Annotated in this window: 9 protein-coding genes; 3 read left to right on the top strand and 6 right to left on the bottom strand. The window is 72.6% G+C overall.

Going from position 1 to position 12,628, the window contains the following annotated elements; translation table 11 throughout:
- Positions 1–320 precede the first annotated feature (320 nt).
- Positions 321–1,760, top strand: coding sequence for a trypsin-like serine peptidase (locus tag AC07BS_RS12695; protein ID WP_478931929.1), 1,440 nt, complete (start codon positions 321–323; stop codon positions 1,758–1,760).
- A gap of 171 nt (positions 1,761–1,931) precedes the next feature.
- Positions 1,932–2,729: an MgtC/SapB family protein gene (locus AC07BS_RS12690; RefSeq protein ID WP_478640461.1), complete on the top strand. Its 798-nt coding sequence runs from the start codon at positions 1,932–1,934 to the stop codon at positions 2,727–2,729.
- A gap of 85 nt (positions 2,730–2,814) precedes the next feature.
- Here the strand turns inward: AC07BS_RS12690 and AC07BS_RS12685 are convergent, their stop codons facing one another.
- From AC07BS_RS12685 to AC07BS_RS12660, 6 genes are all read right to left on the bottom strand, one after another.
- Complete coding sequence (locus AC07BS_RS12685; protein ID WP_478931927.1) at positions 2,815–5,160, bottom strand: collagenase; 2,346 nt, start codon at positions 5,158–5,160, stop codon at positions 2,815–2,817.
- Between the two features lie 261 nt (positions 5,161–5,421).
- Positions 5,422–6,402 carry an ABC transporter ATP-binding protein gene (locus AC07BS_RS12680; RefSeq protein WP_478640455.1) on the bottom strand — a complete coding sequence of 327 codons (981 nt, stop codon included), beginning with the start codon at positions 6,400–6,402 and terminating at the stop codon, positions 5,422–5,424.
- The gene (locus AC07BS_RS12675; RefSeq protein WP_478931925.1) at positions 6,399–7,418 is read right to left on the bottom strand and encodes an ABC transporter ATP-binding protein; all 1,020 of its coding nucleotides are present in this window, start codon (positions 7,416–7,418) and stop codon (positions 6,399–6,401) included. The genes AC07BS_RS12680 and AC07BS_RS12675 overlap by 4 nt, the downstream gene beginning before the upstream one ends.
- Positions 7,418–8,404 carry an ABC transporter permease gene (locus AC07BS_RS12670; protein WP_478640451.1) on the bottom strand — a complete coding sequence of 329 codons (987 nt, stop codon included), beginning with the start codon at positions 8,402–8,404 and terminating at the stop codon, positions 7,418–7,420. The genes AC07BS_RS12675 and AC07BS_RS12670 overlap by 1 nt, the downstream gene beginning before the upstream one ends.
- Positions 8,401–9,339 carry an ABC transporter permease gene (locus tag AC07BS_RS12665; protein WP_478931923.1) on the bottom strand — a complete coding sequence of 313 codons (939 nt, stop codon included), beginning with the start codon at positions 9,337–9,339 and terminating at the stop codon, positions 8,401–8,403. Before AC07BS_RS12665 ends, AC07BS_RS12670 begins: the two co-directional genes overlap by 4 nt.
- An 8-nt stretch (positions 9,340–9,347) precedes the next feature.
- The gene (locus AC07BS_RS12660) at positions 9,348–11,105 is read right to left on the bottom strand and encodes an ABC transporter substrate-binding protein (RefSeq protein ID WP_478931921.1); all 1,758 of its coding nucleotides are present in this window, start codon (positions 11,103–11,105) and stop codon (positions 9,348–9,350) included.
- Between the two features lie 122 nt (positions 11,106–11,227).
- On the opposite strand from AC07BS_RS12660, the gene AC07BS_RS12655 reads away from it, so the two are divergent.
- Positions 11,228–12,598 carry an aminopeptidase P family protein gene (locus AC07BS_RS12655; protein WP_478931919.1) on the top strand — a complete coding sequence of 457 codons (1,371 nt, stop codon included), beginning with the start codon at positions 11,228–11,230 and terminating at the stop codon, positions 12,596–12,598.
- The last annotated feature ends 30 nt before the right edge of the window (positions 12,599–12,628 follow it).

The following is a 12,628-nucleotide window of genomic DNA, read 5'->3' as shown; positions in this document are numbered from 1 at the left end:
CCTCGCCGTGGCGCTGACCATGGCCGCGTGCGGTACGACCGCCACCGCCACGGTGGCCGTCGCGGCCCCGCGGCCGTCGGGCGACGCCCGCACCGCCGAGCAGTACTGGACGGCCGAGCGCATGGCCGGCGCCACGCCGGTCGAGGCGGGCCAGGTCGCGCCGCCCGTGGCCCGGCCCCGCTCCGGCGTCGCGGCCGTACCGCGCCTCGCCGCGCCCACCGGCACCCCCCCAGGGCACCCTCGGCGACGGCATACCCGCCGTCGGCACGTTCTTCAGCAGCTCCGGCACCACCGGCGCCACCTACTGCACCGCCGGCGTCGTGCAGAGCGCGGGCCGCAACCTCGTGCTGACCGCCGGCCACTGCGCCAAGGCCCTGGCGGGCGGCGGCAAGCTCATCTTCGTCCCGCAGTACCGCAAGGGCCTCGACGCCGCCCACCAGCCCTACGGCGTCTTCCCCGTCGACAAGGTCTTCACCGACCCGCGCTACACGCGGAACAGCAAGGGCGTCGACTCCAACCTCGACTTCGGCTTCGCCCGGCTGTCGCCCAACGCGCGCGGCGAGCGGGTGGAGGACCGCACCGGCGGCCTGCGGCTGACCGACACCCCCCGCTGGACCAGCACGGTCACCGTCATCGGCTACCCCGGCGCCTACAACCCCGACCAGCGGGCCGTCACCTGCACCATCCCGACCTCGCGGCTGGCCGGCTTCCGCCAGATGCAGATGGCCTGCGGCGGCTACTACGGCGGCGTCTCCGGCGGCCCGTGGATCACCAACTACGACGCCAAGTCCCGCACCGGCGACATCATCGGCAACGTCGGCGGCTTCAACGGCGGCGGCAACACCGCCAACGACGACTGGCTGAGCTACTCCCCGGTCTACGACGGCGAGATCCGCGCCCTCTACCAGGACGCGGTCGCCGACCGCACCCCGCAGCGCGCCGCCTACCAGCAGCCCTCGGACGCGGCCCGGCTGGCCGGCGCCGCCTCGACCTGGACCCACGCCAACCACCTGGTCTCCGGCGACGTCACCGGCGACGGCCGGGACGACATGGTGACGATCTGGAGCGACGGCGAGGTCACCCTCTACACGGGCGACGGCGCGGGTGGCTTCGGCTCCGAGAAGCGACTGGCCAAGGCCGATTTCTGGAAGCGGGCCAAGGCCGTCACCGCGGGCGCCTTCAGCGGCTCCGCGCTGCCGGACCTCATGGTGCGCTGGGACAACGGCAAGGTCAGCTACTTCGAGGACGTCAAGCCCGCCGGCTTCGGCAAGGAGTACACCCTGGCGGCCGCCGGTTCCGCGTGGAAGGACGCCGCGCAGATCACGGCGGGCCGCTACAACTCCACCGACAAGGCCAACGACCTCGTCGTGCGCTGGGCCGACGGCAAGGTCACCCTCCACTCCGGGGTGAGCTCCACGGGCCTCGGCAGCGAGAAGCAGCTCGCCGCCTCCGGCTCGTTCTGGCGCAACGCCCAGGCGCTGACCAGCCTCCGCCCGGCCGGGAAGGACGCCTCCAACGTGGTCGTGCGCTGGGCCGACGGCTCGCTGGGCAGCTTCGCCTACACCGGCTCCGGCCTGTCGGGCACCCGCCTCCAGGGCCCCAACGCCTCCTGGTCGTCCCCGGTCATGACCGCCGGCGACTTCAGCGGCGGCGGCCGCCCCGACGACCTCGTCGTGCGCTGGTCCAACGGCGAGACGTCCCTCTACGACGGCACCCGGGGCGACGCCCTCGGCACGTGGAAGCCGCTGGTGCAGCCGTAGCACCACCTCCCCAGCACCACCCCGGGCCCCGTCCCGGCCCCGTACGCCGGGCGGATCGCGAGCGCGATCCGCCCGGCGTACGGTCTTTGGCCGTCCCCACCCGGGCAGGTTCAGCACATGGCTGTGACCGGCCGATAAGAGAGTGACGAGGGAGACGGAGGAGGACGGACCATGGCATACGTCGACGAGTGGCCGCTGGCGGTCAACATCGGCGCCGGACTGGGCTTCGGCGCGATCATCGGCCTGGAGCGCCAGTGGCGCGCCCGGATGGCGGGACTGCGGACGAACGCGCTGGTCGCGGCCGGGTCCGCGCTCTTCGTCCTGCTGTCGACCTACGGCTTCTCCACCGCGACCAGCACCACCGGCTACGACGGCTCACGGGTCGCCGCGCAGATCGTCTCCGGCATCGGCTTCCTGGGCGCCGGTGTCATCATGCGCGACGGGCTCAGCGTCCGTGGCCTGAACACCGCCGCCACCCTGTGGTGTTCGGCGGCGGTGGGCGCCCTCGCCGGGACCGGGCTGTATGTGCTGGCCGCGCTCGGCACGGTGGGGGTGGTCGGTGCCAACACGCTGCTGCGGCCGCTCGCCCGGGGCCTGGACCGGGGTGCGCTCGGCGCCGCCGAGGTGGTCACCGACTACCACTTCGAGGTGGTGTGCACCGAACCCGAGGAGGCCCATGTGCGGACCCTCGTGGTGCAGGCGGTCGCCCGGCCCGGGTTCCGGCTGCGCTCCGTGCACAGCCGGGACGCCGAGACGGCGGGGAAGGTGACGGTGTCCGCCGAGCTGACCACCGAACGGCGCGACGACAGTCTCCTGGAGGAGGCCGTGAGCCGGCTCTCGCTGGAGCCCGCCGTGTCGGCGGTCAGCTGGACCGTCCTGCGCGGCCCGGACGAGGAGAACGGCGAGGACGACGACTACCCCGGCGGCCGGGCCCGGTGGCGCGTGCGGAATCTCTTCACCGGGCGGTAGCGGAAGAGGGGCACCGGGCGGTAGCGAAAGAGGGGCACGGGACGGGGGCCGTCTCCCCGGTGGGCGGCCCCCGTCCCCGGTCCGCTCAGCCGCGCAGCGGGCCCTCGCAGCGGTAGTCGGCCGAGCCCGCCGGGCGGTCGGACCAGATGTCGACCTTGCCGAAGGAGCAGTTCATGTCGGCGAGGTTGTTGGAGCCGGTCTTCGCGCGGTCGAGTATGAAGTAGTCGACCGTCTCCGACATGTCCTTGAAGACCAGGTCGGCGTTGCCGGGGTCGCTCAGGTTCGCGGTGATGCGGCCGGTGCACACGAAGCGGGGACGGTCGGCGGTGCGGACGCCGCCGCACTCGGGGGTGTTGCCGGTGGTGGCGGCGAAGGACGAACGGACCTGGTCGGCCGTGGCCTGCTGCAGGCGGCCCACCGGCGTGTACGTGGTGTTCGGCACGTACAGGTCCGCGACCTTGGCGATCTGCCGGTCGAGGAAGGCGTTGTAGTCCCGCTGCACGTACCAGTCCCGGCCCATCCGGTCGCGCCAGGCGTCGAAGCCGGCCACGTCGTCCGCCCGCAGGTAGCCGTACATCTCCTTGAGGAGGGAGGGGCGTTCGGCCCAGAGGAACTCGAAGAACGTCCCGGCGTACGAGTAGAAGCGGAAGCCGTCGCGGTCGTACTGGGCGTGCAGCAGCTGGTCGACGGTCATGCGCGGCTTGCCGCCCGCCGTGTCGTTGATGACGCTCTGCACCAGCGACTTGCGCACCTTGATGCCGTCGTCGCGGGTGGCGCCGTCGAAGAACTCGGCCGTGCCCTCGTCCATGGCCGTGGTGCGGTCGTTCTGGTACCACGCCCCCTCGCCGAAGGTGCCGGGCACCGCCCAGCGCCCGTTGAGGTAGTGGGTGTACTCGTGGCGGAACAGCTCCTCCAACGTGAGCGTGGAGTCCTGCGGTACGCGGCGCTCGTACGTGTAGAAGGTGGCGCCCTTCTCGATGTAGATGCCGCCGTTGTTCGTGCCCATGCCCGTCAGCAGGGGCTGGTAGATCTCGTAGTCCTTGCGTGAGGCGTACAGCACGATGTTCAGCGTGGTGTTGGTGTCGCCCGCCAGCGGCTGCTCGGTGCCCAGCACCCGGTGGAACTGCGCCTTGACCTGCTTGCTCGCGTAGTAGAGCTTGTCCACGGTGGTCCGGGGCAGCGCGGTGCGGACCTTGATGGCGCCGTTGTCGTAGGTGTAGGAGTACGGGAAGACGCGCCGCTCGATGTCGGCCTTGCACACCCCGTACTGCCCGCACATCTCCAGCTCGTTCAGCCAGGTGACGACCTTGGCCCAGGGCTCGCTGCCCTGGCCGAAGTTGCGGACGACGGTGTCCAGCAGCCCGCCCAGCGAGGAGCTGATCTCGCCCTTGACCGCGGCGACCTGGCTGAGCCGGGCGTACTCGTTGACCGCGTCGCGCACCACCCACTCGTTCTCGGTGCCCTTGAGGTGGGTGTAGCCGGAGAAGGCCTTGAGGGCCGCGCGGTAGGCGGGGTCGGCGACCACGGCCGCGTCGAAGGCGGGGTCGTCGTTGTAGACGCCCAGGTAGGCCACGGACAGCGCGCCCAGCGCGGCACCGCCCCAGGAACGGTCCTTCGCGGTCTCGGGGTGGGAGGCGTCCATCGTGGCCAGGACCCGCTTCATCAGCGGCAGCTGCTGGTGGCGCAGCCCGGGGGTGCTGGCGGCGTAGAGGGCCTCGCGCAGGCTCTCGGCGTTGGTGCGGGTGGCGTCGAAGGTGCGCGGTGCGATGCCGAAGTAGTACACCGCCCGCCGGACGGCCTCCACGGTCTGCGGGTCGGTGTGGTCGATCTCGTCGTGCGAGAAGTCGTGGTAGGCCGCGGCGTGGAGGTAGGTGAACAGCTCCAGCACATGGGTGCCGTTCTTCCCGTCGTGGGAGGAGCCGTACCGCTCGGCGCGCGCGGCGACGGCCCGTACGTGCTCCTTCGACATGACGCGGGCCAGTCGCTGGTCCCAGGTCCACAGGATGTCGCGCAGACAGCCGTCGGCGGTGACGGCGGGGTCCATCAGGAAGTCGGCGAACTGCTCGGGGCCGAGCCGGGAGACGCCGTCGAGCGTGCAGGGCACGGCGGTGCCGCGCACGGTGGCGCGGGGGGCCGGGGACGCGGCCTTGCCCTTGCTCTTCGCCGGCGTGACGGGGCCGGGGACGCGGGCCCGGGACAGGGAGCCCGGTCCGGCCTTCGACAGGTCGGCCGGCCGGGGCGTCTCGGCGAGCCTGGTGACCTCGTCGAAGGGGTTGGGTGTGGGGGTGTCCGCTCGCGGGGCGGGCGCGGGCGCCGTGGGGGACGCGGCGGAGGCGGCGGGCGCGGGGGAGTCCGCGAGGGCGGGCTGGACGACCGTGGCGCACAGCGTGACGGCTATGGCGGCGGTGAGCACGGATCTCGGATGGAACACCGGTGACTCCTGTGTGGGAGGTGGGAGGAGGCGGCACGGCGGTGCACGTGCGTCAACCGCTGGGCGATGGCGCTGAGGTGGGGAGTGCGCCGCGCCGCCATGTGATGTGTAACGTAGTAATGTGAAATGTTACTGACAACCCCTTAGGTGGCCCGAGTTCGCCGGGAGTTCGCCGGGCCGTGCGGGAGAGCCGTGCCGATACGGCACGCGCCGGCGCCCCGGATCCCCCCATGGAACCAGGGCACCGGCACGTCCCGTCGCTCAGGCGGCCTCGGGGAAGTGACAGGCCGCCCGGCGCGCCTCGCCCGCCGCCACGACACGCAGCGGCGGGGTCTCGGTGCGGCAGATCTCCCGCGCCTTGGGGCAGCGCGGGTGGAACGAACAGCCCGGCGGGGGAGCCGCCGGGCTCGGGGGGTCGCCGAGCAGGGTGATGCGCTCCCGCCCCCGTTCGGCCGCCGGGTCCGGCAACGGAACGGCGGACAGCAGGGCGCGGGTGTACGGATGGGCGGGCGCCGCGTACACCCGCTCCTTGGCGCCGATCTCGACGATCCGCCCCAGGTACATCACCGCCACCCGGTCGCACACCCGCTTGACCACCGACAGGTCATGGGCGATGAAGAGGTACGCGAGCCCGAGCTCCCGCCGCAGCCGTTCCATCAGGTTGACGATCTGGGCCTGGACGGAGACGTCCAGCGCCGAGACCGGTTCGTCGGCGACGATCAGCCGGGGGCGGGTGGCCAGCGAGCGGGCGATGCCGATGCGCTGCGCCTGCCCGCCGGAGAACTCGTGCGGATAGCGGTCGATGTGCTCGGGGATGAGCCCCACGAGCTCCATCAGCTCCAGGGCCCGCTTTCGTGCCTCCGCCGCCGAACCGCCCTGCGCCAGCAGCGGGTCGGCGATGGTCCGGGCCACCGTCCGGCGCGGGTTGAGGGAGGAGTACGGATCCTGGAAGACCATCTGGAGCTCCTGGCGGAGCGGCTTCAGCTCGCGTTGCCGCAGCCGGCTGATGTCCCGGCCGTCATAGGTGACCGACCCGGAGGTCGGTTCCAGGAGCCGTACGATCATGCGGCCGGTGGTGGACTTGCCGCAGCCGGACTCGCCCACCAGGCCCAGGGTCTCGCCCGCCGCCAGGTCGAAGGAGACGCCGTCGACGGCCCGGACGGGCGCCGAACGGCCCCGCCTGCCGGGGAAGGTCATCGTCAGGTCCCGCACGGAGAGCAGGGGCGGGGCGGGCGCGGTCATCGGGCGCCTCCTCGGGTGTCGGCGCCGGAGCGCAGCGGGAGATGGCAGGCCACCAGGCGGTCACGGGACGGGACGAGCAGGGGCCGCGTCTGCTCGCAGCGCTCGCGCTCGCCCGCCGTCGCGGCCGCCGCCACCGGGCAGCGCGGCGCGAAGGCGCAGCCCGGGGCCGGGCTGAGCAGGGAGGGCGGGCTGCCGGGGATGGCTCGCAGAGGTGCGTCGTCCGCGTCGTCGAGGCGGGGGAGGGAGTCCAGGAGCCCCCGGGTGTAGGGGTGGGCGGGGTCGGCGAACAGCGCGTCCACCGGCGCCTGTTCCGCCGCCCGGCCGCCGTACATCACCAGCACCTCCTGGGCGACGCGGGCGACGACGCCGAGGTCGTGGGTGATCAGGACGACGGCGAGGCCGCGGTCCTGCTGGAGGCGGGCGATCAGCTCCAGGATCTGCGCCTGGACGGTGACGTCGAGGGCGGTGGTGGGCTCGTCGGCGATGAGCAGGTCGGGTTCGCAGGCCAGGGCCATGGCGATCATCACGCGTTGCCGCATGCCGCCGGAGAACTGGTGGGGGTATTCGCGGGCCCGGCGCGCGGGCTCGGGGATGCCGACCTCGCCCAGCATCTCGACGGCCCTTCTGCGGGCCGCGGCGCGGCGGGAGCCGAAGTGGACGCGGTGGTGCTCGGCGATCTGCTCGCCGACCGTGTAGAAGGGGTGGAGGCTGGAGAGCGGGTCCTGGAAGATCATCGCCATGCGGCGGCCGCGCAGCCGGCCGAACTCGTGCTCGGGCAGGCCGGTCAGCTCCCGTCCGTCGAGGACGACGGAGCCGGTGACCTCGGCGCCGGTGTGGAGGCCCATCACCGCCATCGAGGTGACGGACTTGCCGGAGCCGGACTCGCCGACGATGCCGAGGGTCCGCCCGCGGTCCACCGAGAAGCCGAGGGAGTCCACGGCCCGTACCGGCCCGTGCCGGGTGGGGAAGGTGACGGTCAGGTCCGTGACGGACAGCAGGGGCCGGTCGTCTGTCATCAGTACCTCACTCGCGGGTCGACGACGGCGTAGAGCAGGTCGACGGCCAGGTTGGCGACGACGATGAAGGCGGCCGCGAGCAGCGTGACGCCGAGGATGACCGGCTGGTCGCCGGTGGACAGCGCGCCGTAGAAGAGCCGGCCGACGCCCGGCAGCCCGAAGATGGACTCGGTGATGACCGCGCCCGCCAGCAGCCCGCCCAGGTCCATGCCGAAGAGGGTGAGGACGGGTGTCATACCGGCCCGCAGCCCGTGCTTGACGACGACCGTGCGGCGCGGCAGCCCCTTGGCGCGGGCGGTGCGGATGTACGGCTCCGCCATCGCCTCGATCATGGAACTCCGGCTCTGGCGCGCGTACATGGCGGCGTACAGCACGGCCAGCGCCAGCCAGGGCAGGAGCAGGTTCGACGCCCAGTGCGCCGGATCGCCGGTGAGGGGGACGTACTGCGGGTAGGGCAGCAGCCCGGCCACCCGGATCAGCCCGTAGATGAGCATCACCGAGGTGAAGTAGACCGGCAGGGAGGCGGCGGCGACGGCGCCGACCATCAGGGCACGGTCGGTGAGGGTGTCCTTGCGCAGGGCCGCGGTCACGCCGGCGCCCAGGCCGAGCAGCAGCCACAGCACGGCCGCGCCCAGCGCCAGGGACGCCGAGACCGGCAGGCGGTCCATGAGCAGGTCCCAGACGGCCTCGGAGTTCTCGTACGAGTAGCCGAGGCAGGGGAAGCGGCACTCCAGCGCGTACTGGCCGCTGCCCATGGTGCGGCCGGTGAAGACGCCGGTGACGAAGTCGGCGAACTGCCGCCACAGCGGCTGGTCGAGGCCCATGTGGGCGCGGATGGCCGCCAGCCGGTCGGCGCTGCACGACTTGCCGCAGGCGGCGGCCGCGGGGTCGGAGGGCAGGACGTAGAAGATGGTGAAGGTGACGGCGGCCACGGCGAGGAGCACGCCGGCGACGGCGAGGAGCCGGCGGCCCAGGTAGAGGATCATGTGCGGGCGCTCCTCGGGTCGAGGACGTCGCGCAGGGCGTCGCCGAGCAGGGTGAAGGCGAGCACCGTCAGGAACAGACAGGTGCTGGGGACGACGAAGTACATGGGGTCCGTGTCGTAGAAGGCGACGCTCTCGGCGATCATCTGGCCCCAGGAGGGCGTGGGCGGGCGGACGCCCACGCCGAGGTAGCTCAGGGCGGCCTCGGTGGCGATCATGCCGGGGACGACGAGGGTGGTGTACGCGATGACGGGCCCCAGGACGCCGGGGAGGATCTCGCGGGTGAGGATGCGCCAGGGCCCGGAGCCGCCCACGCGGGCGGCGTCGACATACTCGCGGTGCTTGAGCGAGAGGGTCTGGCCGCGGACGACGCGGGCCACGCCGGGCCAGCCGAACAGCCCGATGACGGCGGTCATCAGCACGATCCGGTTGACGTCCCTGGCCACCGAGAGCATCGCGATCATGAAGATGAGGGAGGGGAAGGACATCGTGAGGTCCATGAGCCGGGAGAGCACGGTGTCCGTGCGGCCCCCGAAGTAGCCCGCGGTGATGCCGGCAGCCGTCCCGGCGACGACGACGATCGCGGTGGCGGTCAGCGCGATCAGCAGCGAGACCTGCGCGCCGTGCACGACGCGGGCGAACAGGTCGCGGCCGGTGACGGGTTCGACGCCGAGCCAGTGGTCGGCGGAGACGCCGCCGAGCGGGCCGATGGGCGCGCCACCCAGGTAGGGGTCGACGGCGGTCTTGTCGAACTCCTCGGGCGACCAGCCGCCGAGCGCGCTCAGCAGCGGGGCGCCGGCCGCCATCAGCAGGAACAGGGCGACGACGGCGAGCGAGATCTTCACCGAGGTGCGGCGGCGCAGTTCGGCGCGGGCGAGCCGCCAGGGGCCGGCGCCGGTGGGGGAGTCCGCCGCGGCGGGTTTCGTGGTGGTGGTCACGGTGTCCCTCAGCCCCGGCTCTTCGCGGGGTCCTTGAGGCCGACGGTGGCGTAGTCGAGCTGGCCGCCGAAGGAGGTGTGCCCGTACGCGCCCGCGATGTTGGTGCCCAGGACGAGCGGCCAGCGGCGGACCAGCACGGGGACGGCCGGGGCCTTGGCGAGGATCTCGCCGTCCAGCCGCTGCCAGGCGGCACCGGCCTCCTTGGCGTCGGTCATGGCGGCGATCTCGTCCATCCGTTCGACGGTCGCGTCGTCGCGGAAGAGGGAGTGGTTGCCGGAGTTGCCCTTCTCCTTGATGTAGCGGGCGTCGAAGACGAAGGGCAGGAAGGTGGAGCCGGAGGGGTAGTCCGGGCACCAGCCCGTGTAGACCATGTCGGTGCGGTGGGTGGTGTCGCCGATGGTGGCGTAGAAGGCGGACGGGTCGACGGTCTCGATGGTGACCTTGATTCCCGCCCGGGCCAGGGACTGCTGGACGGCCTCGACGCGGCCCTTGTCGCCGGCGGATGCGGTGATCTTCGTGGAGAAGCCGTCGGGCCTGCCGGCCTCCTTCAGCAGCTGTCTGGCCTTCTCCACGTCCCCGCCGGCGGGGATCCTCAGGGTGTCGGGCTGCTTGCCGCCGAAGAGCGGGGCCGGCATGTAGGCGGTGGACGGGTCGTTGAAGGCGGGGCCGCCGGAGGCGGTGAGGACGGCGTCCCGGTCGAGGGCGTACTGCACGGCCTTGCGCACCCGCACGTCGTCGAAGGGGGCCCGGCCGGTGTGCATCTGGACCATGTCCGTGCAGTTCTGGGACTCGGCGAGCAGTCGGCGCCTGACCTCGGCGTTCGGCAGCACCTTGGCGGCGCTCTCCGGCCGCAGGGCGCCCCAGGAGACGGCGGAGGCGTCCGCTCCCTGGCCGGCTATCAGACGGTCGTCGATCTGGTTGGCCTTCAGGCCCATGACGACGACCAGTCTGTCCGGGTAGGCCTTGCGGACCTCGTCGGTCCTCGGGTCCCAGTGGTCGTTGCGGACCAGGACGAGCTTCTTGCCGCGCGCGTAGGACTCGATCCTGTACGGGCCGGAGGAGAACGGCCGGTTGTCGTACTGCGGTCCCTTGTCCTGCTTCGGCGGCACGGGGGCGAACGTGGGCATCGCCGTGGCCCAGGGGAACTCGGCGAAGGGCTTGCGCAGTTCGAAGACGATGGTCCGGTCGTCCGGCGTCCTGATGGAGTCCAGGTGCCTGCCCTCGGCGGGGCCGCGGTAGCCGTCGGCGCCGGCGAGGTAGCGGGCGGCGTAGTCGGCGCCGCCGGGCAGGTCGGGGGAGAAGGACCGCTCGACGTTGTACTTGACGTCCTGCGCGGTGACCGGCGAGCCGTCCTCGTACCGCACGCCCTCCTTGAGGTGGAACGTCCACGTCCTGGCGTCGGCGGACGGGGTGCCGAGGTCGGTGGCGAGGTCGGGGACCAGCCCGCCGCCCTTGCCGCCGGGTGCGGCCCGGTAGGTCACGAGGGTGCGGTAGAGCAGCCGGGTCCCGAAGTCCATGGTGTTCATGACCCAGTTGCGGGCCGGGTCCAGGTGCTCGAAGTCCTGGTGGGACAGGACGGTGAGGGTGCCGCCCTTGCGTGGGGTGCCGCCGACCGTCGTGCCCACGTTGGCCGCGGCCGGATTCCGGGCGCCCTCCTGGCCGTTCGCGGGGTGCTTGCCGGACGTTCCGCCCGAGCATCCGGACGCTCCGAGGGCGAGGGTGGCCGCCAGGGCGGCGGTGAGGGCGGTACACGTGCGCTTGTTCATCAGGGTCACTCCGTGAACAGTCGAACAGCGTGGCTGAAATGTGACCCGTAACATAGTAATGTGAAATTGCACTGACAAGGTGTCAGCCTCTCCGTTATCCACCTGTGTCCCGAGGAGGCCCCGTGAAGGAATCCGCCGTCCCCGCGCTCCGCACGGTCAGTCATGATCTGCCCCCCTCCGCCGAGTTCACCGCCTTCATGGCCGGCGGCTGGGCGCCGTCCCCGCTGCCCGGCGAGCTCCGGCTGCCCGTGGCGGACCTCACCGCCGTACGCCGCGAGCGGCTCTCGCGGCGCTTTCCCGGCGAGCGCCTGATCGTCCCCGCGGGGGATCTCGCCGTCCGCTCCAACGACTGCGACCACCGCTTCCGCCCCCACAGCGCCTACGCGTGGCTGACCGGCCTGACCGGCGAGGAGCAGGCCGGCCATGTGCTGGTCCTCGAACCCGACGGCCCGCACCGGCACGAGGCCGTGCTGTACCTGCGCCCGCGCTCGCCGCGCACCGGCGAGGAGTTCCACCGGGACCGCCGGTACGGCGAGTTCTGGGTCGGGCGCCGCCCCGAGCTCGCCGAGGCCGAGCGCGCGACCGGCATCCGCTGCGCCCACCTCGACGGCCTCGACCGGCTGCCGCCCGGTCGCGACGCCTCGTCCGACGCCGGTCTCGCCTCGGCCCTCAGCGAACTGCGCCTGGTCAAGGACGCCTGGGAGGTCGGGCAGCTCCAGCTGGCCGTGGACCACACCACCGCCGGCTTCGAGGACGTCGTACGGGCCCTGCCGCGCGCCCTGGCCCACCCGCGCGGCGAGCGGTGGATCGAGGGCGTCTTCGGCCTGCGCGCCCGCGCGGAGGGCAACGGGACGGGCTACGAGACCATCGCGGCCTCCGGGGCCCACGCGTGCGTCCTCCACTGGATCCGCAACGACGGACGGCTGGACCCCCGTGAACTCCTCCTGCTGGACGCGGGCGTGGAGACGGACACCCTCTACACCGCCGACATCACCCGCACCCTCCCGCTCTCCGGTCGCTTCTCGCCCGTCCAGCGCCAGGTGTACGACCTCGTCCTCGCCGCCCAGGAGGCGGGCATCGCGGCACTGCGGCCCGGCGCGAGCTTCCGCGACTTCCACCGGGCGGGCATGCGCGTCATCGCCGAAGGCCTCGCGGAGTGGGGTGTGCTGAAGAACGCCGAGGGCGACCTCCACCGCCGCTACACCCTGTGCAGCAGCGGGCACATGCTCGGCCTGGACGTCCACGACTGCGCCCAGGCGCGGGCGGACGCGTACCTCGACGGCGTCCTGGAGGAGGGCCAGGTGCTCACCGTCGAGCCGGGACTCTACCTCCAGCCCGACGACGAGACGCTGCCCGCCGAACTGCGGGGCATCGGTGTGCGGATCGAGGACGACCTGGTGATCACCGCCGACGGCGCCCGTCTGATGTCCGGGGCGCTGCCGCGCACGCCGGACGACATCGAGGCGTGGATGGGTGCGCTGATGGAGGGGTGACCGGCGCGGAAGCCGGTGCCCGGGAAGGGA

This window comes from Streptomyces sp. NPDC044063 (assembly GCF_056434285.1).
The sequence above is the reverse complement of the archived record's forward strand: the minus strand, read 5'-3'. Positions and strand labels throughout refer to the sequence as shown.

Excerpts from the sequence above, each read along its gene's own strand:
- AC07BS_RS12690 (WP_478640461.1), top strand. The coding sequence starts at position 1,932 with ATGGCATACGTCGACGAGTGGCCGCTGGCGGTCAACATCGGCGCCGGA.
- AC07BS_RS12680 (WP_478640455.1), bottom strand. The coding sequence starts at position 6,402 with ATGACCGCGCCCGCCCCGCCCCTGCTCTCCGTGCGGGACCTGACGATG.
- AC07BS_RS12675 (WP_478931925.1), bottom strand. The coding sequence starts at position 7,418 with ATGACAGACGACCGGCCCCTGCTGTCCGTCACGGACCTGACCGTCACC.
- AC07BS_RS12670 (WP_478640451.1), bottom strand. The coding sequence starts at position 8,404 with ATGATCCTCTACCTGGGCCGCCGGCTCCTCGCCGTCGCCGGCGTGCTC.
- AC07BS_RS12660 (WP_478931921.1), bottom strand. The coding sequence starts at position 11,105 with ATGAACAAGCGCACGTGTACCGCCCTCACCGCCGCCCTGGCGGCCACC.